Source organism: Domibacillus sp. PGB-M46 (assembly GCF_022668875.1).
Taxonomy (GTDB): domain Bacteria; phylum Bacillota; class Bacilli; order Bacillales; family Domibacillaceae; genus Domibacillus.
Genome location: NZ_JAKGCR010000029.1, coordinates 1 through 18,750 on the forward strand (window position 1 = coordinate 1; position 18,750 = coordinate 18,750).

An 18,750-nucleotide genomic window follows, 5' to 3' on the forward strand; every position below is an offset into this window, starting at 1 on the left:
GTCTTTGAAAAATATAATTTATATAATAGCTTAAAGCTATATGAAAAGAGTTATCAAGAAATTAGCACAGTGTTGTGGAGAGATTTAGAAAATGGAAAAATGGGTCTTGTTGAACTAGGTTCAGAGAGATTTAGGAGATTATTTTTAGAGCACGACCTTGAAATTGACGCAGTTGTATTTAATCAGGACTATTTAAAATTTCTCGGGGAACAAACGCACCTCGTTCAAGGAGCAGAAAAAGTTATTAAGGCTCTCTCGCATAAACGCTTAGCCGTTATTACGAATGGTTACACGATTGTGCAAACATCAAGAATTAATAATTCCCTGTTAGAAGGTTCATTTGAACATATTATTATCTCTGAATCCACTGGATTCCAAAAACCACAAACAGGAATTTTTGATTATGCTTTTAATAAGCTACAGATTACAGAAAAACCCAACGTACTTATTGTGGGCGACTCGTTGACTTCTGATATTCAAGGTGGGATTAACTATGGTATTGATACTTGTTGGTTCAATCCTAAGTACAAGGAAAATAATACATCTTTAAAACCTACTTATGAAATAAATAAATTAGAAGGCTTGTTAGAAATTATAAAATAAGTGCATTCCGCTGTTTCTAAATCCGTCTTGATACTATCCCTATATACAAGAAAGTGTGACGAAATGCACTTAAAGTAAAGGGTGCTTTAGCTTAACAACAGAGGTAGCTGCGGCACCTCCTTTTTTATTGAACAAATGGGCAGGTTAGTTGAAGAGGGATAACGAAAACTAAAATAGAAAATGAAACAAAAAGGAGCAATAAAAATGGTTGTAGAGGTGTCTTTAGGACCTGATACACAATATGTTCGATGTCCTGCCAAAGTAGGAAGAAATATTAGTCAACTTCAAATGGAATTTTTCGATTGGCTTTTCGATAGAAACAATGACCATAAGTATTGGAAATACGATGAAGAGGCCGGATATATTGTTAATTACGATGCGGAGGCTCTTGTTTATTGGCTTAATCACGTTAGATTTAAAAAAGGAAAGAGGGTTGCTGCATTAATAGACCAACCAAACATTTCTCCGAAGAAAAAAATTGAATTTTAAGCAATTCTTCTTCAACCAAAGAACAGTTTAGTAAAAAAAGAGATGTTAATTTTACAACATCTCCTTTACTTATTAATCATAGATATTCTAGAAAGGGAGCTTTAGTTAAAGAGTGGGGATTATTGCCGCATCCCATTTTCTTTTTCAACAAAACGGGTTAATCCAATATGAAAGTAGTATAAGAATATTATTAGTAGGCGATGCCTACCCGTGATTTTATATAATCGCTTGCTTTTACCTGTTTAAATGTAAATTCTGCTGTATCCGGTACGGATATTTCAGCACCACCCTCCGGCAAAAAATTTCGGTCTATTCGATAGTTGCCTACCCTTTCTCCATCCGGCAGGTACGTAGGACAGACAATCGTCCATTCGAGGGTTGATTGTTTGAGCATATCGTAAACTTTATGATGTTCTTTCGCTGCACGGGTTGACTTCTGCTTTGATTCACTTGATTGATAACGCAAAAAATTTGGCGTGGTTCTACTTTGCAGAATACCCGCAGTTCCTATTGTTATTATTCGTTTTATACCTTCGTTTTCCATTGCTTCGATAATAAGTGGCATACTTTCTGATAGAGTGGTTGTGCCATCAGTATTCAGTGCGCTAATAACTGCATCCATCCCATGCATTGCACGTCCTATATCATCTTTATTTAAAACATTCCCTTGAATAATAGTTAAATTTTCATTATTTATTTGAAACTTCTCTGGAGTGCGAACTAATACAGTAACATGATGTCTGTCATGAAGGGCACAAGTCACTATTTGACTTCCAACCCGCCCAGTTGCACCTAAAATTAAAATATTCATAAGAATGAGGCTCCTTTTGTAAATATTAATATTGTACTATGAAAATTATTTTATTGTCTTGTTCAACTAACGGGGTGCGTAGTTAAAGAAAGAACAGATAAGGGAGTGCACTTGCTCCTTTATTTGTTCTTTTGATGAAATATCAATATTATCGCTTAATAGTTCCTAAAACATTAAAAGCAAAACAACTCAACCTGTTACTTAACATTTCGTCTATACGAGTAAGAAATGCTACTTTTAGTTTAAGCAGTAATTGACCGAAAATACTGAGTAAATAGATTAAACATTAGTTTTCTTTTCAGTATCTAGTTTCTTCAAAATATCTTTCAAGAGAGTCAATTGTTCTTTTTGATTCTTAAGTATTTTTAGAAGAAACCAAACAATGATAGCGATAGGAACAATGATAGTAATGGTAGTAATGAATAGCGATACAAGAAGCGGAAGGAACTGTTCTAGAAAATTCATAATAAAACCCCCTTTTTGGATAATTGTACCATAAAGGTTTCTGTAAGTATTTGGCCTAAGAAGTTTCTTTCATCCATCTCTCATCAACAGTACATCCATACAGACAAGTAGTATTAGCCATGGATTAGATTACAGTTGACCTAAACAGTTGGTTAGAACGCTATCAGTTTTTGTTTCTACTAAGCAGTAAAGCGAAAGTTTCTTTTCTTTTGCTAATGGTTTTCTACTATTGTCCCCTTCGGCAAATGATCGGTCAGCTTTTCAATGATTCGGCTATCATTTGTATAAAGCTAAATCCCCGTCCGGTTCAATTGTAAGCAAAATAGGAAATAGTCCCCGTGAGCCAATAAAGTTATTTAAAAACTGGAGGGTGTCTTCATCATAGTGGTTATACTCTGCAGGTCCAATATATAGTTTTGAACGTCTTGAATGTCATCGCACAGAATACATTCTTCTTCTGAATCAAACCTTCCTTCGTGATATATATCTTCATCACAAGAGATACCCTCCTTTATATAAAAAATTATGTTTATGAATCGATGATTTTAACGAGCAGCACTCTTGCCCTTTCGAAGCTTTGGAATTCTCGGTTTAAGTCGGCATACTGGCAAAGCGCGGATTGGATAAAATGATACTGTGGATATTGAGAGAAAAAACCCTTCTCTACATTTTTACGTTGAGATTTAGGAATTCTTTTATTGGAAAGAACGTAAGTGCAACTACCAGCTACCAGCAGACAAAAATCATTAAAGTCTTCTATGAAGTTTTCTATTTCTGGATTTTGATTTTCACATTTCTTCTCCATTTTCAGGATATCCTCATAAGGGAAACCAAAAGTCAGCGTAGACTCATACATTTCTTTCAGTTTTTTTATTGCTTCTCTTTTCATTTTATATACTCCAGATTGATGTTGAAAATAGTAAATTAAATGTTCTAAAATCAGTTTTCCTGAAAAAAAATAAAGTTATGAATAACAGCATAACTCAAAATCGTTATCACTAAAAAGCGAAAAAATTTTTAAAGAACAGGGGTGTTTTCGGCTATGAAAGATATCACCAGTAAGGCTTCCAAAATAAAGACATATATGGGTATAATGGTAACGTTTGGTGAGAAGGTGTGGGTGATTGGTAATGAAACAGCCGAAATTAGAGAGCTGGCTTCACACAGGGAGTAAAAATCGTCATGCATCAAAGCAAAGTGAAGTGAATGAGGTGGAAAGAGAAGAATGTTGGTAGTAAGGCATAAGAAGAAGTTTTTATTTAGTACTATACTAGTGTTTCTAGCAGCGGGCCTTTTACTGTCTTTTCGTGGCTCCGAAGTAAAGACGAGCTTTCCTGTACCGAGAAGTGCTGAATTAACAAAGCAAGATATGAAAGAGAGGTATGCCGAATACAGTTGGGGTCCTGCATCTGAGTCATACGGCCTTCCATTCTATTACACAATCATCATTAGAATTTGGGGATGGAACCAGGAAATGCGCTTTGGAGCAACAACCTACTACGAAAAGCAAGGGACGGTCATCAGTGCCACCTCTTTAAACAATAATCTATTTATTAGTATAGAAAAGGAATAATGTTTTTCTTACATAAGAGCAATAAAGGAATTTAAGAGGTTACTATTTTGTTTTCCCGGTCTGAAGGACATTAAATAAACACGAGCGTTTATGAACCTTCTGGTGTCCTTCTTTGGCTGCCGCATTGATTCATAAGTAGGAATCAAATAGAGTGAATGGATAAGAAATCACGCGCTTTCTGGAAGGATAAACAAACAAAATAAACTTTTGTTATTGACAAAACGTTTAACTGCTACTAAAATTATAAACTATTCGAAAATAGTTATACCTATTTAAAAATTGAATAAATAGCAGGCTATGATTGCTATGGATCACACTATAGCAGGAGCAGCTTCTGGAGAGACCGTGGGATTGAATTTCACGGCGCCGAAGGGTTCACAATCTCAGGCAAAAGGACAGAAGAGTATTGAATATTTATTTGTTATGCGGATTATTGTCGGCGTGGCAAATATTATTTGTTATTCTTATGACCATGAGATTGGAGGACATCCAATCTCTTTTTTTATAGGTTTTACTCTATTGCTCATTGTTTCACATTGGAGATTTTATTGTTTTTAAGGAGGCGTTACATGTGGCACAACAAGAATTAAAAAGGGATTTATCCAATCGGCATGTGCAGCTGATTGCCATTGGCGGAACGATTGGTACCGGATTATTTTTAGGGTCCGGTAAAGCGATACAAATGGCAGGTCCCTCTATCATCTTTGCTTATTTAATTGTCGGTATTGCGCTTTTTTTCGTGCTGAGGGCACTGGGAGAACTTCTGTTATCGAAAGGTGGATATCAATCCTTAACAGACATTGCCGAAGACTATCTTGGACCTTGGGCATCGTTTGTAACAGGATGGACCTATTGGTTTTGCTGGATTATGACGGCGATGGCTGATGTAATTGCTGTTGGTGTATATGTACAATATTGGTTTGATATTCCGCAATGGATACCAGCGGTTATCTGCTTAATCATTTTATTAGGACTCAACCTATTAACAGTAAAGCTTTTTGGAGAGTTGGAGTTTTGGTTTGCTTTAATAAAGGTTATTACGATTCTTGCGCTAATTGGCATAGGAGTTATCTTGCTCGTGATGGGATTCCAGACAGATGCAGGAACTGTTACAGTTCAAAATCTGTGGGAGCACGGAGGATGGTTTCCAAACGGAATTTCAGGTTTCTTGCTGTCCTTCCAGATGGTTGTATTTGCTTATGTCGGCGTGGAATTAGTCGGTGTATCGGCAGCTGAAACAGCTAATCCGCAAAAAAATATCCCATCGGCTATTAATAAAATTCCTTTAAGAATTCTTTTTTTCTACGTGGGCGCACTGATCGTCCTGCTATGTATTAATCCATGGACGGAACTAACTGCAGCAGAAAGCCCGTTTGTTAAAACGTTTAGTTTAGTGGGGATTCCTGTAGCCGCGGGAATTATCAATTTTGTCGTATTAACTTCAGCCGCTTCTGCTTGCAACAGCGGGATGTTTTCAACAAGCCGGATCCTTTATAATTTAAGCAATCAGGATCAGGGTCCAGCCCATTTGGCCAAACTGAATAAAAATCATGTACCAAGTAATGCGTTATGGATTTCCACACTTGTTGTATCAGCGGGAGCTCTTTTAAGCAAACTGATCCCGGAACAAGCTTTTGGAATCGTAACAACCATAAGCGCTATTTGCTTTATTTGGGTTTGGAGTGTCATTCTCATTTGCCATTTACGGTATAAGAAAACGCGGCCGCACTTACAAGCAAAATCAACATTTAAAGCACCATTTACACCATTTGTGAATTACCTTGTTTTAGCATTGTTTGCGATGGTTCTTCTTATTATGCTGGTTGCCGAAGAAACACGTCCGGCCTTACTGATGACTCCTTTATGGTTTATTCTATTATTTGTTTTGTATTGGAGCAGAAAGAAAAAGAAGGAAAGCACTAAAATATCCGCATAATATCAACCCTGAATGGATGCTTTAAAAGACAAGCCTTTCCGAATCGAAAGGCTTGTCTTTTTCTAGGTATGAAAGTCTTTTTTATTTAAAAAATAAAAAGCTCTCCCAGGTTTATTGCTCAATAGAAAGCCCCATCACAGCAGCCGGCCCCTTTGTCACAATTTGAATCAGGTACTTTGCCATTTCTTCCGGAGAATAGGGCTGCCCTGCTGAAATCCACCAAAATATCGTTCCGGTGACGGCCGAGATTAAAAAAGGCAAAAAAATCTCTTTTGGAACGAGATGAACGGCATCTGATCCGAATAAAACATGGAACTGCTCCGTAAAAAGAGTGTTTGCTGTTTGAGCAAAACGCTCCTTAACATTGCCTTCTCCTTCTTGAGCCAGCAGTGTTGTAAAGAAATCCGCATTTTGTCCAACGGCGGTAAAAACAGACTCTATTACAAATAAAAATTGCTTCTGGTACAAGGTTCCGTCATGTACATGCCTTGGCGGAGAAAAGTGGTCTCGGAGGGCCGCTAACCGCTCGTCAATCAATCGGTCAAGCAGCTCATACTTATCGGCATAATGAGAATAAAAAGTAGCCCGGTTGATCATGGCGGCATCGGCAATATCTTGAATCGTAATGTCTTGAAACGGCTTTTTCGCTAACAGCTCCAAAAACGCTTTTTCAATGGATTGAAGTGTACGGCGAACACGCAAATCCACTTTTTTCACCCTTCTCACTCCTTTTAAACGACAATTTTGTTTCTTTTGTTCGATAAACAACAGATCGATTGTTTTGCAAATTGATTCTTTAAAACAGAGTCTTAATAATAAAGATAGAATACACAGCGATTCTTATACAACAATTGTTGTATAAAAGGAGGGAATCACGATGATTGTGGTTCAAGGCTATTCTCAGTCATATGGAAAAAAGGACGTTTTACAAGAAGTGGATTTTTCCATTGAGAGAGGAGAAATGGTCGGGCTGATTGGACCAAGCGGCTCGGGGAAAACGACGTTAATTAAATCGCTCATTGGCATGCAGATTCCGACGAAAGGAACGGTTCATGTATTCAATGAACAGCAGCCTACCCTTAAGGTATCGAAACAGATTGGATATATGGCACAATCGGACGCTTTGTATAATGATTTAACTCCAAGAGGGAACTTGAAGTATTTCGGTAAATTATACGGACTCCGGAAGAAAAAGCTGGCGGAGCGAATTGAATATGTTCTGGATTTTGTGGACTTGGCGAGAGATGCAGATCGGCCTATCCATTCTTTTTCAGGCGGGATGAAGCGCCGGCTGAGTCTGGCTATTGCACTTATTCATGAGCCGCAGATTCTGCTGCTCGATGAGCCAACTGTGGGGATTGATCCGAAGTTGAAGAGAACATTCTGGGAAGAGTTCGAAGCACTTCGATCTAAGGGAGTGACGATTGTAGTCACGACCCACATTATGGACGAAGCAGAAAGATGTGACCGCCTTTTGCTTATCCAGGATGGACGGCTGATCGACGCAGGCACTCCGCAGGAACTGACCAATCGTTTCGGGTCGATTGAAAATGTATTTATTCAAAAGGAGGGAATGTAATGCAGGCGCTCGTGGTAGCGGAACGTGTCATTGCCCAGGTATTCAAAGACAAACGGACGATGGCGATGATGTTTTTGGCTCCTTTGTTTGTTCTTTATTTATTGTTTACCATTTTAGGGTCGAGTTCAGACAACGTTACGATCGGCACAGTTGGCTTGCCGGCGTCCTTCGAACAAATAGTAAAAGAAGAAACGCCTGCCCGCTCGTATGCGTCACGCGAAGCAGCAGAAGAAGCGATGAAGGAGTTGCAAATCACTGCGCTTGTTTACCTGGAAAACGAAACACCTTATATTTTAATCGAAGGAGGCGATGTGTCTAAAAATGCGCAGGCACTCCGGGTCATTCAGTCGGCACTGACCAAACAATCCGCTGAACAGGGGCAGGCGGTAAACAAGCAGCTGCTCGAACAAATCAAGCAGCTGCAGGCTCAGCTCGGCCAGGAAGTGAGTGTGCCGGCTGAGGTTGCACCTATGGCTGTTAGAAATCCGCAAATTGATTTTTTATACGGTGACAAGGATGCAGGGCTCTTTGATCAAACGGCTCCTGCTTTAATGGGGTTTTTCATCTTTTTATTTGTGTTCATTATTTCAGGAGTGAGCTTTCTCCGGGAGCGCTCATCGGGCACACTGGAGAGAACACTTGTGACACCATTAAAGCGGTCGAGTATCGTATGGGGATATTTCATTGGCTTTTTTCTGTTTGTCGTCATTCAAACGCTGTTGATTCAGTTGTTTATGGTGAATGTATTGGATGTGACCCAGTCCGGGAGCTACAGTTTGCTGCTGCTTGTGAATGTATTGACTGCAAGCGTCGCTTTGTCGCTCGGCCTGCTGCTGTCGAGCTTTGCAAAATCCGAGTTTCAGCTGATTCAGTTTATTCCGCTTGCAATCGTACCGCAGATCTTCTTCAGCGGAATCTTTGATTTATCTGACGCGCCCACCTGGGTAGAGGTCGTTAACCGCTTGATGCCGCTTACCTATGCAGCGCACGCCCTGCAGAACATTATGACAAGAGGAGCAGGAATCGATACAATCGGAATCGATTTACTTATGCTTGCCGGGTTCATTGCCGTCTTCGTTTTGCTGAATATGCGTGTGCTTCGAAAAGAGCGGCCTGTTTAATAGGTATTCATAAAAGCAGGGAAGCCGGGGAAGAACAGCCCTGGCTTTTTTATTGGCTATAAACGGTCCAGAAGAAGGGAGTTAGCTCGGTTTAAGCAAAATTCATATACAAAAAAATGGAGTATGTACAAGTGAAATAAAAAGAGAATTTGATAGGTTTAATTTCTTTAAAAGGAGCGATGCTGAAAGGATCGTTGCAGAAGGAAGAGGGGTAAAATAAAGTTTTTTAAACGATCTTAACATAAATTTCAGATGAAAATGATAGTTATTATCAACGGAAGAGCTAAGAGATGGCAACCTGTATTCCGGTTGCCTTAAAGAGAATTACAGCTCTGGAACAAACGTTTTGCAGTCAGTTTCTTCACTATTAGATGCTTCTTTCCCCTTATGGCTGACAACATAAATCGCTTCTGCTTCGCATTTATTTCCCGATGCCCAATACTTGCAGTTATTTACCTCACATAGAACGTCTTTAGCCATGATTGTACACCTCCTCTTTAGTTATTTATATTTTAGCCAGATTTATTTTTTATTAAACATAGAACAGGCAATACAGAAGGTGAGGCCATTTATTCATAAAAAAATCTCCAGCTGGAGCATGGAACTGGCCTGTTTATCAGACAGGATCAGTTCCATGAGTAGAAAAAGATTTTCCTCCCGCATAGAGATGCATGTATGCATTATTTTATTAGTAAGAAAAAAGTGTTTGTTTTCTTATTTGCTTTTCATAATTTCAGAAAGGTCATCCAGCATTTTATTTGCCGCAATAACTCCACCTGCTGTGTTCCAAATCGAGTCATCTACCTTATGGACGTTTCCGGTTTTTACTGCCTGAAGATTTTTGAAAAGAGGATCGTTGATCCATTCTTTTTCAAGTTCTGTCGCTTCGCCGCTTCCATCTTCAAATGTGAAGTAGAAAAGAACATCGCCATCCATGGCTGGAATACGTTCTTTTGTTGCATTTTTCTCGGCAAAATCATCTTTGTCCTGTTCTGCCGGACGGGCAAACCCAAGCTGTTCTAAAATAACACCGGAAAAAGAATCTTTATGATAAATACGAACATCACCCGGCATGAAACGTACCATAGAAATTTCCTTCTTCACTTTATCACCCAGCTCTGCTTTTAAATCTGCGATCCGCTGGTCATATGCTGCTATGACTTCTTTTCCTTCTTCTTCTTTGTTCACTGATTTTGCATATAATTCAAAATTTTCTTTCCATTCTCCGCGCAGTGTTTCTGAAAATACAGTCGGTGCGATGGCACTTAACTGGTCATAAATTTTTTCCTGGCGCAATTTATTGCCAATAATCAAATCTGGCTGAAGCTTTGCGATCGCTTCTACATTCACAGGATCTTCCTGTCCTACTACTTCTACGCCTTCCATCTGGTCTTTAATATGGTCATACCATGGGTCGCCGGCATAGGATTGAACAGCGCCAACCGGTTTAACGCCAAGCGCAAGTAGGGCTTCTGTTCCTTCATTTGTCAAGATCACAACTCGCTCAGGTGTTCCTTTAATTTCCGTTGTCCCCATTGCATGTTCAATCGTATAAGATTCTTCAGCCGGTGCTTCTTTTTCTCCTTCAGCGCCCGCTGTTTTTTCTTCTTTGTTTCCACAAGCTGCTAAGATGAGCAGCAATAGAACCGAAAGCAAAGATAAAATAGATTTGTTCCACTTCATACGTATGTATCCTCCTATAATAAATCTTTGAAAATGATTTTCATTACCATTTACAACGTTTATAGTAATCGCATCTCATCCCTAAGTCAATAGTAAATGATAATGATTTTCAAAGTCATTGACGATAAGGCTTGTTTTTCTTTACAATATCACTGGAATCGCTTTTAAAAGTTATTTATGGGCGGCGGGAAGGATACGAGGATGGAGAATGTAACAAAAAATCTATTACTTTTATTGGGTGGTATGTTAGCTGTAGCGCTATGTATGCTCTTAAGTATTGTATACGGCTATACAGATACCTCCTGGAGGGAAGCCTATCAGGCATTTGTACAGTTTAACGGTTCAACCGATCACTTAGTGATCCAAAACGTCCGGCTCCCAAGGGCGCTCATTGCTGGAGCCGCAGGGGCAAGTCTGGCTATGGCAGGAGCTATTATGCAGACTGTGACCAAAAACCCGCTGGCAGCGCCAGGTATTCTTGGAATCAACGCGGGGGCGGGCTTTTTTGTTGTCGCTGCTATAACAATATTTGGCTTAAACGGAACGCAGGCTCTTTCCTGGGTTGCTTTTGCGGGGGCTGGGCTGGCCGCTGTTCTTGTTTTCTGCATAAGTGCAGCTGGCAGAGAAGGGATGACCCCTATGAAACTAACTTTGGCAGGTGCGGCTATTGCGGCCATGTTTTCTTCGTTCACGCAGGGGCTTCTTGTTTTAGAAGATTCAGCGCTTGAACAAGTGCTCTTTTGGCTTGCTGGCTCTGTGCAGGGGCGGAAGCTTGAGGTGCTGCAAGCCGTTTTTCCTTATTTAGCAGCTGGATGGGTATTCACTCTTTTACTGGCCAAAAAGTTGAATGTTTTGGCGATGGGTGATGATGTCGCGAGAGGACTTGGTCTTAACCTAGTGCTTGTGAAATCTTTATCTGTCATGGTCGTTGTACTGCTTGCGGGCGGAACAGTTGCAGTAGCCGGGCCCATTGGATTTGTAGGAATTATGGTTCCTCATATTGCAAGAAGCTGGATTGGAATCGATCATCGCTGGCTGCTGCCTTTTTCAGGCTTGCTTGGCGCTGTTTTTCTGCTTGCAGCAGATATCAGCGCCCGCTATATTATCATGCCGCAGGAAGTGCCGGTTGGTGTTATGACGGCTGTGATTGGGGTGCCATTCTTTATTTACATTGCAAGAAAGGGGTTTGGCGCTCAATGAAGCGATATCAAGTAACACGGCTGTCTCAAGGCCGTATATCTTTTTTGCTGGATCTAGCAGCCATAAAAAAAATTCTCTTATTATTTTTTTTACTTTTAGCCGTTTTTACAGTAAGTGCAGCTTTAGGTGATATCAGGCTAAGCTTTATGAGCGTACTTCAAACATTTACAGGCGGCGGCACACAGCTGGATCAGTTAGTTGTGTTTTCTTTCCGAATGCCAAGAATGATTGTAGCCATGCTGGCAGGAATGTCGTTAGCCATGGCGGGAGCTATTTTGCAGGGACTGGTGCGAAATCCACTCGCCTCTCCTGACATTATTGGTCTTACGGCTGGGGCAAGTGCAGCTGTTGTCAGCTTTTTGGCTCTTTTTAGCAATGAAAGCAATGCCTTAACGGTTAGTATACAGTGGCTGCCGCTGGCTGCTTTTCTAGGGGCTGCCCTGGCCGCTCTGCTCGTTTACGTATTGTCCTGGAAAAATGGTGTTTCACCTGTCCGCATGGTGCTCATTGGCATCGGGGTATCTGCTTTAATGCAGGCAGCTACGACGATGATGATGATCGTAGGGCCCATTCACCAGGCAAGCCAGGCCAACATCTGGATTACGGGGACGGTTCATGGAGTGAACTGGAAAGAAGTTTCCATTATGGCACCTTACACAGTATCTCTCATGATCATTACGTTTTTGGCAGCACGCCATCTTAATATACAAGAGCTTGGGGAGGAGCTGGCCGTAAATGCCGGAGTAAAGGTGGAACGCCAGCGTTTTTGGCTGATTTTACTTGCGACGGGGCTTGTCGGCGGTGCAGTAGCGTTCGCGGGAGGAATTGGTTTTGTCGGTTTAATTGCGCCTCATATGGCAAGGAGGCTGGTCGGTTCATCGTTTGGTCCCTTGCTCGCTGCTTCGGCTTTATTAGGTGCTATTTTAGTTATACTGGCAGATTTAGTTGGCCGTACTCTTTTCTTGCCGTTAGAAGTTCCTGCTGGTGTATTTACGGCTGGAATTGGCGCCCCTTATTTTATTTATTTACTTTTACGGTCAAAACGGCTATAAGGAGTGAAAACAAATGGCTGAAACGAGCATTACAACAGAGCAATTAACATTGTCATATGGGAAGAATATTATTATCGACGAACTTGATTTGGCGATACCAAAAGGGAAAATTACGGTTTTAATAGGGGGCAATGGATGCGGCAAGTCAACGCTGCTTCGGTCGGCAGCAAGGCTGCTAAAGCCGCTTTCCGGAACGATTTTGCTTGATGGAGAAGAGATTGCCAGTATGCCGACAAAGGAAGTAGCCAAAAAAATGGCTATCCTGCCACAGTCGCCATCTGCACCGCAGGGACTGACCGTGCTACAGCTAGTGAAGCAGGGACGTTACCCGCATCAAACATGGCTGAAGCAGTGGTCTTCCGAAGATGAAACCGCCATTCAAAGTGCTTTGGCGTCAACCGGCCTTCTTGACTTGCAAGACCGCCCTGTTGATGAGCTGTCCGGCGGACAAAGACAGAGAGCCTGGATTGCCATGACCCTTGCTCAAAACACCGAGACGATTCTCCTTGATGAACCTACTACTTACTTAGATATGACCCATCAGATTGACATTTTGGATCTGCTGTTTGAATTAAATGAGCTTGAACAGCGGACGATTGTGATGGTGCTGCATGATTTAAACCTGGCTTGCCGCTATGCACATCACATTATCGCCGTTAAAGATAAAGGGGTTTATGCGCAGGGCGCACCCGAAAATATTATCAACAGTGAACTTGTAAGACATGTTTTTCAAATGGAATGCCAGATTATAACGGATCCTCTTTTCGGTACACCGCTTTGTATTCCGTATGGAAAAGGCCGTTCTATTTTGGAAAGGTCACCTTCTTATGCAAAGTAACTGGACAGCGAAAGAAAAAGAGCTGCTGGAATCGAGAAGTCGTTTTTTATTCGAGAAACCAAAAAGCGGAAGGGGTGTACCGCTTTCTGTTTTTCTTGAACCAGCCGCTTTTTCCGCTTTTTTAAAAAAAGAAGCCGGCCGTATTGGATCAGATAATACAAAAGTCGCCGCTTCGATTTTCATTAAGCGTTATGCATTTTTACTAGTTGGGGTTCTTGCTTCCTGGTCGTTTTTCCGCAAGCCCTTTTTCTTTTCGCCCCAGGCCATTTGGCTGGTTGATGATGGCCATTTAGATGCTTGGAGGCCAAAGTTTTTCCTGGATGAAGCGGTCTGCAGGCAAAAACACGGGCGGATTGAAGAAGCGCTTTATCATATAAACGCGGTGATTGAATCTGCCAAAGAAGCAACGGGAATTTCTCCCGCTATTTTACGAGAAAACTTGGCGGTATATATATTTTGGCTCTATGAAACGGTAGCGGAAGAAAAAGAATTATCTGCTGTATCGAAAAGGGCAAAAAAAGACTTTATGTGGCTGCTGGCACCAGAGCAGGCCTCTCTTTTTGGAGGAGACGTGGCAAATCCGCTTGCTGCTTGTTTTAAAGAAAAAGAAGCTATGGAAGGGCAGAAGAAACCATTAAGAATTCGGTCTACCTGCTGTTTAAATGTTAAGCTTAAAACAGGAGGAAAAAGATGCTCGGTTTGTCCGGTTCAACATAAAGCAGATTTCTAAGAAGGCAGAAAGAGAGCTTGTTAAGCAGGGGCTTCACCGTTAGCATTTCAAGTCGACAAAAAGGTTTCAATAAAGGAAATGTTTTTAAAGCTAATACATAATTGAGGTAGGGCGTTTGCTCGACTGTATAGCTGTTAAAGAGGTGCCGCATATAGGTTTAATTAAGATCTAAAAATAGCTTGTATGAGTGCATCGTACAGCCTCTCAGCAGTAATAATTGAGAAGATATATCCATATGCTTTGACTAAAGAAAGTGATGAACGGCTTCCGCCTGTCGAAGACAAAATAGGTAGGAGTGTGTCTATGGCTGCTATTACCGGCAATGGTTATATTGAACGGATTGATCGGCTGCACACATGTGTCTGGATAGATGGAGTGCCGGTCACAGGCAAAATCTCGGAGCATCCGGCATTCAAAGGAGTCATGAAAAGTCAGGCCGCACTGTATGACTTGCAGCATAAGAATTCCCTTAAAGGAACCATGACATATCCGTCACCGTTAAGCGGGGCCCCGGTAGGGGTGTCGTACTTGCAGCCGAAGACAAAGGAAGAGTTAATAAAAAGGCGGGCGATGATCCAGCAGTGGGCATTGTCAAACAACGGCATGATGGGCAGAAGCCCGGATTATATGAATACGATGCTGATGGCATTTGCTTCTTCGGCCAATTGGCTGACGGGAAAAGAGCATTGTTTCCCGGAGCATTTGCTGAAGTTTTATGAATATGCGCGTGAAAATGACGTATCGATGACCCATACATTTATCGATCCCCAGGTGAACCGGGGCAAGTTTTACTTTGAAAACACCAGTGAACCGATAGCCGCCAAAATTGTAGGCACAAACAGTGAAGGCATTATTATAAAAGGAGCGCGCCTCCTTGCCACACAAGGCGGGATCACCGATGAAATCGTTGTTTACTCAGCAGGCGGCATTCGGGAAAAAGCCAAAAGCTTTGCTTTTTCGATCCCCAGCAACAGTGACGGTCTTACGTTTATTTGCAGAGGCTCGTTTGTAGAAGGAGACTCTGCTTTCAACTATCCGCTTAGCTCAAGGTTTGAAGAAATGGATACGATTGTAGTGTTTGACCATGTAGTGGTTCCGTGGGAACGTGTTTTTTACTATCACAATATAGAAGTGTCTAACGGCTTTATGCCGTCCAGTTCCGTTCTGCCTTTTACACTTCATCAAGTAGCTTCCCGGCAGATTGTAAAAACAGAATTTGTATTAGGGATTGTTCAGTCCATTATTGAAACAATCCATATTGGAGAATATCAGCACGTTCAGGACAAAGCGTCTGAAATCATTACCGCTTTAGAAATGATGAAGGCTTTAGTGATGAAGTCGGAAGCCGAGGCACAGATCGATGAGTGGGGATTCATGCGGCCGGATCAAACAACTCTTCAAATTGCTGTCCATTTTTTCCCGCGTATTTATCCACGGTTCGCAGAAATCATTCAGCTGCTAGGCGCAAGCGGATTAATGACTCTCCCCACTGAAAAGGCCTTTCAGTCTAATATCCGAAAAGACCTTGACCACTACCTGCAGGCTAAAGCTGCGAATGCGGAGGACCGCGTGAAAATATTTCGCCTGGCCTGGGATTTAACGATGAGCTCGTTTGGTACACGCGAAACGCTGTATGAACGGTTTTTCTTTGGCGATCCCGTTAAACTTTCCAGCCACTTATACTTTTCTTACGACAAAAAGCCGTATGTGGCCCGGGTAAAGAACTTTCTGCAAAAAGAGTAGGCGGAATCGATAACGGAGATAAACGGCAGACCTGCGCTACCTCATAAGCACTTTTTAAAAAGCCTGGAAACCTGGCAGAGAACAGCATGATCTCTGCAGGATTTCCGGCTTTTTTGCTGTGAACAAATGTTTCAACGAGCAAAAGAAAGCAGTGGTTCTTTATGGGGATCAAAATGCCGATAAAGAATGCGCCGCCTTAAAATGCCTGAAGCAGCATCGCCAGCTTTTATATATCAACTTTGGGGGTAAGGTGAGAAAAAGGAGAGAATCTTATGAGCGAAGCAAATCATCAAACCAACCAGGCACAAAAAAACAATCATGTGGAAGAACAAATAATTTCATATATTCAAACCCATCATAAAAACGGCATTTGTTCCAAACAAGAGCTGTCAAAGCAAATCGGTTTGATAAGCGAAATCAACCAAGCAATTGATACATCGAGTCAACTGGTCGAATGGGGGAAAGATCAGGTTATCTTGGCCGAAAAGCTTATTATTAGAATCAGTGACCGGAAAATCATTACTAAATACTTTCATCATGCTTTTGAAAAAGGAGGGTTTTCTCCTCACCAGCTGCTCCAAGAAATGAAAACAGACAGAAGGATAGCTGCTATATTAAGAGAAAAAAGAATTGATGAAGCAGCCCAACTCGTTTCTTTGATAAAGCTGCTTTTTCCAGATGTAAAGGGAGACAGCCAATTTTTTCAATTGGCGGATAGCTCAATTGATAGGTTGAACAAAGCTAAAACGTTTACCGGACAGATTCCTAAACCATAATGAAAGAACGTTCTGGCCACAATAGGAATCATGTTACATGTTTTTTCCCTTTCTCAGTCCTGAATAGGTGTACAGCATTGCTGTTACCTCACCTTTTTTCCTTGCCATTGCGCATCATTCGCCTTTAATCAGCAGAAAAAGCCCTGCCTTTTTATCGATTTTTTTACCTTTAAAGGTTATTAGCGAAGGAATCTAGTCAATTTTACCTTTTACAGGAAAATAAAAATAACAAAAAATATGAATTTGTAGATGTTTATGGAAAATAAAGATAATTATGTATGAATATATTATGGTTCACAGCGTCGAAAACAGTCTAACGAATAGTCCTCCAACTCTATTAAAAGCAAGCAAATAACGTGATAAAGTCGAATAGGGAAGTACAATAAATGAAATGGAGGATGACAGAATGAATGTGAAAAAGAAAGTTTTATCTGTTTCTTTGTCCGGTTTAATGGCATGGGGGGCTGTAACGGCTGTTTCTCTTCCAGTCAGTGCAGTAGGAAATGGACCGAGTGCCGGCAATGGCTCCGTCCAAACGTCTAACCTGCATACATACGAAAGCATGGCGGCGTATTTAAAAACAGAAGACGCAAAGCAGGAAGCGATGGAGCTTGAAGTCATCGGACAAACAGTAAAAGGTCGGGATATTTATATGGCCAAATATATTCCGAATCCTTCGAATCCAACCATTTTATTTTTAACCCAGCAGCACGGCAATGAGCAGCTGACTACAGAGGGAGCTTTAGAATTTATTAAACATTTGGGCACCAGCAAAACAAAAGGTGTCTTGAACCATGTAAACATATTGGTGATCCCAATGCTCAATGCGGATGGAGCCATGGGGGATGTGAATTTCTCTCTTGATGATTATATGGCTGATGGAGACCGCCATTTAACACGGTATAATGCGAACAATGTTGATTTAAATCGTGAGCATGCTAAAGCCATTGAAGAGATGCAAATTGAGGTAAAATCTTTATATCAAAACGTGTTTGAAAAATACGAAATTAAATACATGATTGACCTGCATCACCAAGGAACATTAAGCCAGACCAATGGCGAATTGGTATCGGGTTCTATACTTTATCCTACAAATGCCGATGTAAAGCCAGAAGTGCTGGAGAACTCTAAAAAACTCGGTTCTGTCGTGTACCACGCTATTGAAGAAACCGGATGGGGCCATATTGGCAAATACAACGGCGGTAATGGTGTGAATATCGGCCGGAACGGAGCCGCCGTCCGATATGGTATTTCCACGCTTCTTTTTGAAATGCGCGGCATGTCTGATCACTACATTGAGTCTTATGCACTTGGGCAAAAAAGCAACGGCTATTTAATTAAGCAAACGATCACAACGCTCGATGCGGCTGTCAGAGCCATTGCAGATGGATCTATTGAAACAGCGGATACTAGCTTCTGGGATACGCTTCCGACTCAAACGAACAGACTGGGCGAGGAAGCTGACGAGTAAAACAAGGGTACTGGAAAAATATTCTTCGGGACGCGGGGCTGAATCAGGCAAAAAGCAGAAAGGGAAACCTTTCTGCTTTTTATTTTCATAGTCATAGATAATCCAGGTCAAACACTTGTTTAGTCAAAATTCTTCATCGGTCATTATAAAATCATGAGAGCATGTTAAAGCCTGCTGAAGTGGTTTTGTCAGCTGGTCTTCATTGTATGTACAAACAAACAGCATTTTCATTAAAGGAATCACTTTATGTGCTTCTTTTTCAAAATCTTCAACTTACGTGCAATTTCATGTGTATCTCCCCACTCTACATGCGCCCATGTCCGCAGAGAAAGGTGCTGCTCCTGATAATGATTAACCATTTTAGAAAAATAGGAAATGGTTGATGACGGATGAAGGTTCCCTTTAGCATAATTAAAATTATTCGCATGATGGATTTTATTGAGCTGGTCTTTTGTGAGAAAGGACTCCAGCTTTTAAAGCACCAGGGTGCAGGAACCATTTGTTTACACAGAATGTTGATTAGAGGAAAGCAGCTGAACAGCTTTCTTTAATAAAGCAATATCTTTATGAATTGCTTATTTCCACTTTTTTTAAGTGAAGTGCTCATAGACTAAGTTAATGAAATATTCTCATTCTGCTAGTAGAAATATATCACTTTTAAAGGAAAAAGAAGAACGGAC

At 41.1% G+C, this 18,750-nt stretch carries 19 protein-coding genes and 1 riboswitch; of the genes, 13 read left to right on the forward strand and 6 right to left on the reverse strand.

Going from position 1 to position 18,750, the window contains the following annotated elements; all coding sequences use genetic code 11:
• Together L2D08_RS20855 and L2D08_RS20860 are read left to right on the forward strand one after the other, a co-directional pair.
• On the forward strand, nucleotides 1-603 hold a 603-nt coding region (locus L2D08_RS20855; RefSeq protein ID WP_242236858.1), incomplete at its 5' end, for a YjjG family noncanonical pyrimidine nucleotidase.
• A gap of 204 nt (nucleotides 604-807) precedes the next feature.
• On the forward strand, nucleotides 808-1,092 hold the full coding sequence (locus L2D08_RS20860) for a hypothetical protein (protein ID WP_242236860.1): 285 nt from the start codon (nucleotides 808-810) through the stop codon (nucleotides 1,090-1,092).
• Between the two features lie 190 nt (nucleotides 1,093-1,282).
• Here L2D08_RS20860 and L2D08_RS20865 read toward each other — a convergent pair whose 3' ends face one another.
• The 3 genes from L2D08_RS20865 to L2D08_RS20875 form a co-directional block, all read right to left on the reverse strand.
• Nucleotides 1,283-1,903 carry an NAD(P)-dependent oxidoreductase gene (locus tag L2D08_RS20865; protein ID WP_242236862.1) on the reverse strand — a complete coding sequence of 207 codons (621 nt, stop codon included), beginning with the start codon at nucleotides 1,901-1,903 and terminating at the stop codon, nucleotides 1,283-1,285.
• Nucleotides 1,904-2,182: 279 nt separating this feature from the next.
• The gene (locus L2D08_RS20870) at nucleotides 2,183-2,368 is read right to left on the reverse strand and encodes a hypothetical protein (RefSeq protein ID WP_242236863.1); all 186 of its coding nucleotides are present in this window, start codon (nucleotides 2,366-2,368) and stop codon (nucleotides 2,183-2,185) included.
• 529 nt (nucleotides 2,369-2,897) lie between these two features.
• Entirely contained in the window at nucleotides 2,898-3,257 is a 360-nt protein-coding gene (locus L2D08_RS20875) for a YxiJ-like family protein (RefSeq protein ID WP_242236865.1), read from the reverse strand.
• Between the two features lie 336 nt (nucleotides 3,258-3,593).
• On the opposite strand from L2D08_RS20875, the gene L2D08_RS20880 reads away from it, so the two are divergent.
• Together L2D08_RS20880 and L2D08_RS20885 are read left to right on the forward strand one after the other, a co-directional pair.
• On the forward strand, nucleotides 3,594-3,941 hold the full coding sequence (locus tag L2D08_RS20880; RefSeq protein ID WP_242236866.1) for a hypothetical protein: 348 nt from the start codon (nucleotides 3,594-3,596) through the stop codon (nucleotides 3,939-3,941).
• Between the two features lie 324 nt (nucleotides 3,942-4,265).
• A riboswitch (glycine riboswitch) is annotated at nucleotides 4,266-4,350 on the forward strand.
• 162 nt (nucleotides 4,351-4,512) lie between these two features.
• Nucleotides 4,513-5,877, forward strand: a complete 1,365-nt coding sequence (locus L2D08_RS20885; RefSeq protein WP_242236869.1) for an amino acid permease — start codon at nucleotides 4,513-4,515, stop codon at nucleotides 5,875-5,877.
• A 111-nt stretch (nucleotides 5,878-5,988) separates the two neighbouring features.
• Here L2D08_RS20885 and L2D08_RS20890 read toward each other — a convergent pair whose 3' ends face one another.
• Nucleotides 5,989-6,594 (reverse strand): TetR/AcrR family transcriptional regulator, encoded by a 606-nt coding sequence (locus L2D08_RS20890; RefSeq protein ID WP_242236872.1) that lies wholly within the window; start codon nucleotides 6,592-6,594, stop codon nucleotides 5,989-5,991.
• 160 nt (nucleotides 6,595-6,754) lie between these two features.
• Between L2D08_RS20890 and L2D08_RS20895 the strand changes: the two genes are divergently transcribed.
• Entirely contained in the window at nucleotides 6,755-7,456 is a 702-nt protein-coding gene (locus L2D08_RS20895) for an ABC transporter ATP-binding protein (protein ID WP_242236875.1), read from the forward strand.
• Nucleotides 7,456-8,577: an ABC transporter permease gene (locus L2D08_RS20900; RefSeq protein WP_242236877.1), complete on the forward strand. Its 1,122-nt coding sequence runs from the start codon at nucleotides 7,456-7,458 to the stop codon at nucleotides 8,575-8,577. The genes L2D08_RS20895 and L2D08_RS20900 overlap by 1 nt, the downstream gene beginning before the upstream one ends.
• A gap of 324 nt (nucleotides 8,578-8,901) precedes the next feature.
• Here the strand turns inward: L2D08_RS20900 and L2D08_RS20905 are convergent, their stop codons facing one another.
• Entirely contained in the window at nucleotides 8,902-9,057 is a 156-nt protein-coding gene (locus L2D08_RS20905) for a DUF1540 domain-containing protein (RefSeq protein WP_242236878.1), read from the reverse strand.
• Between the two features lie 234 nt (nucleotides 9,058-9,291).
• Nucleotides 9,292-10,260 carry an ABC transporter substrate-binding protein gene (locus L2D08_RS20910; protein WP_242236881.1) on the reverse strand — a complete coding sequence of 323 codons (969 nt, stop codon included), beginning with the start codon at nucleotides 10,258-10,260 and terminating at the stop codon, nucleotides 9,292-9,294.
• 201 nt (nucleotides 10,261-10,461) lie between these two features.
• On the opposite strand from L2D08_RS20910, the gene L2D08_RS20915 reads away from it, so the two are divergent.
• The 7 genes from L2D08_RS20915 to L2D08_RS20945 all read left to right on the forward strand — a co-directional run bounded on the left by L2D08_RS20915 (nucleotide 10,462) and on the right by L2D08_RS20945 (nucleotide 18,070).
• On the forward strand, nucleotides 10,462-11,460 hold the full coding sequence (locus L2D08_RS20915) for a FecCD family ABC transporter permease (RefSeq protein WP_242236884.1): 999 nt from the start codon (nucleotides 10,462-10,464) through the stop codon (nucleotides 11,458-11,460).
• Entirely contained in the window at nucleotides 11,457-12,512 is a 1,056-nt protein-coding gene (locus tag L2D08_RS20920; RefSeq protein ID WP_242236886.1) for a FecCD family ABC transporter permease, read from the forward strand. Before L2D08_RS20915 ends, L2D08_RS20920 begins: the two co-directional genes overlap by 4 nt.
• Before the next feature lie 13 nt (nucleotides 12,513-12,525).
• Nucleotides 12,526-13,350: an ABC transporter ATP-binding protein gene (locus L2D08_RS20925; RefSeq protein ID WP_242236889.1), complete on the forward strand. Its 825-nt coding sequence runs from the start codon at nucleotides 12,526-12,528 to the stop codon at nucleotides 13,348-13,350.
• A complete protein-coding gene (locus L2D08_RS20930; protein ID WP_242236892.1) occupies nucleotides 13,340-14,080 on the forward strand; it encodes a hypothetical protein in 741 nt (246 codons plus the stop codon). Before L2D08_RS20925 ends, L2D08_RS20930 begins: the two co-directional genes overlap by 11 nt.
• 303 nt (nucleotides 14,081-14,383) lie before the next feature.
• The gene (gene hpaB / locus L2D08_RS20935; protein WP_242236895.1) at nucleotides 14,384-15,823 is read left to right on the forward strand and encodes a 4-hydroxyphenylacetate 3-monooxygenase, oxygenase component; all 1,440 of its coding nucleotides are present in this window, start codon (nucleotides 14,384-14,386) and stop codon (nucleotides 15,821-15,823) included.
• Between the two features lie 272 nt (nucleotides 15,824-16,095).
• Entirely contained in the window at nucleotides 16,096-16,599 is a 504-nt protein-coding gene (locus L2D08_RS20940) for a hypothetical protein (RefSeq protein WP_242236898.1), read from the forward strand.
• Nucleotides 16,600-17,005: 406 nt separating this feature from the next.
• The gene (locus L2D08_RS20945) at nucleotides 17,006-18,070 is read left to right on the forward strand and encodes a M14 family zinc carboxypeptidase (RefSeq protein WP_242236900.1); all 1,065 of its coding nucleotides are present in this window, start codon (nucleotides 17,006-17,008) and stop codon (nucleotides 18,068-18,070) included.
• Nucleotides 18,071-18,750: the final 680 nt, after the last annotated feature.

Bases quoted from the DNA above. Each gene is read 5' to 3' on its own strand.
- L2D08_RS20860 (WP_242236860.1), top strand. From the start codon at position 808: ATGGTTGTAGAGGTGTCTTTAGGACCTGATACACAATATGTTCGATGT.
- L2D08_RS20865 (WP_242236862.1), bottom strand. From the start codon at position 1,903: ATGAATATTTTAATTTTAGGTGCAACTGGGCGGGTTGGAAGTCAAATA.
- L2D08_RS20870 (WP_242236863.1), bottom strand. From the start codon at position 2,368: ATGAATTTTCTAGAACAGTTCCTTCCGCTTCTTGTATCGCTATTCATT.
- L2D08_RS20875 (WP_242236865.1), bottom strand. From the start codon at position 3,257: ATGAAAAGAGAAGCAATAAAAAAACTGAAAGAAATGTATGAGTCTACG.
- L2D08_RS20880 (WP_242236866.1), top strand. From the start codon at position 3,594: ATGTTGGTAGTAAGGCATAAGAAGAAGTTTTTATTTAGTACTATACTA.
- L2D08_RS20895 (WP_242236875.1), top strand. From the start codon at position 6,755: ATGATTGTGGTTCAAGGCTATTCTCAGTCATATGGAAAAAAGGACGTT.
- L2D08_RS20900 (WP_242236877.1), top strand. From the start codon at position 7,456: ATGCAGGCGCTCGTGGTAGCGGAACGTGTCATTGCCCAGGTATTCAAA.
- L2D08_RS20905 (WP_242236878.1), bottom strand. From the start codon at position 9,057: ATGGCTAAAGACGTTCTATGTGAGGTAAATAACTGCAAGTATTGGGCA.
- L2D08_RS20910 (WP_242236881.1), bottom strand. From the start codon at position 10,260: ATGAAGTGGAACAAATCTATTTTATCTTTGCTTTCGGTTCTATTGCTG.
- L2D08_RS20915 (WP_242236884.1), top strand. From the start codon at position 10,462: ATGGAGAATGTAACAAAAAATCTATTACTTTTATTGGGTGGTATGTTA.
- L2D08_RS20920 (WP_242236886.1), top strand. From the start codon at position 11,457: ATGAAGCGATATCAAGTAACACGGCTGTCTCAAGGCCGTATATCTTTT.
- L2D08_RS20925 (WP_242236889.1), top strand. From the start codon at position 12,526: ATGGCTGAAACGAGCATTACAACAGAGCAATTAACATTGTCATATGGG.
- L2D08_RS20930 (WP_242236892.1), top strand. From the start codon at position 13,340: ATGCAAAGTAACTGGACAGCGAAAGAAAAAGAGCTGCTGGAATCGAGA.
- hpaB (WP_242236895.1), top strand. From the start codon at position 14,384: ATGGCTGCTATTACCGGCAATGGTTATATTGAACGGATTGATCGGCTG.
- L2D08_RS20940 (WP_242236898.1), top strand. From the start codon at position 16,096: ATGAGCGAAGCAAATCATCAAACCAACCAGGCACAAAAAAACAATCAT.
- L2D08_RS20945 (WP_242236900.1), top strand. From the start codon at position 17,006: ATGAATGTGAAAAAGAAAGTTTTATCTGTTTCTTTGTCCGGTTTAATG.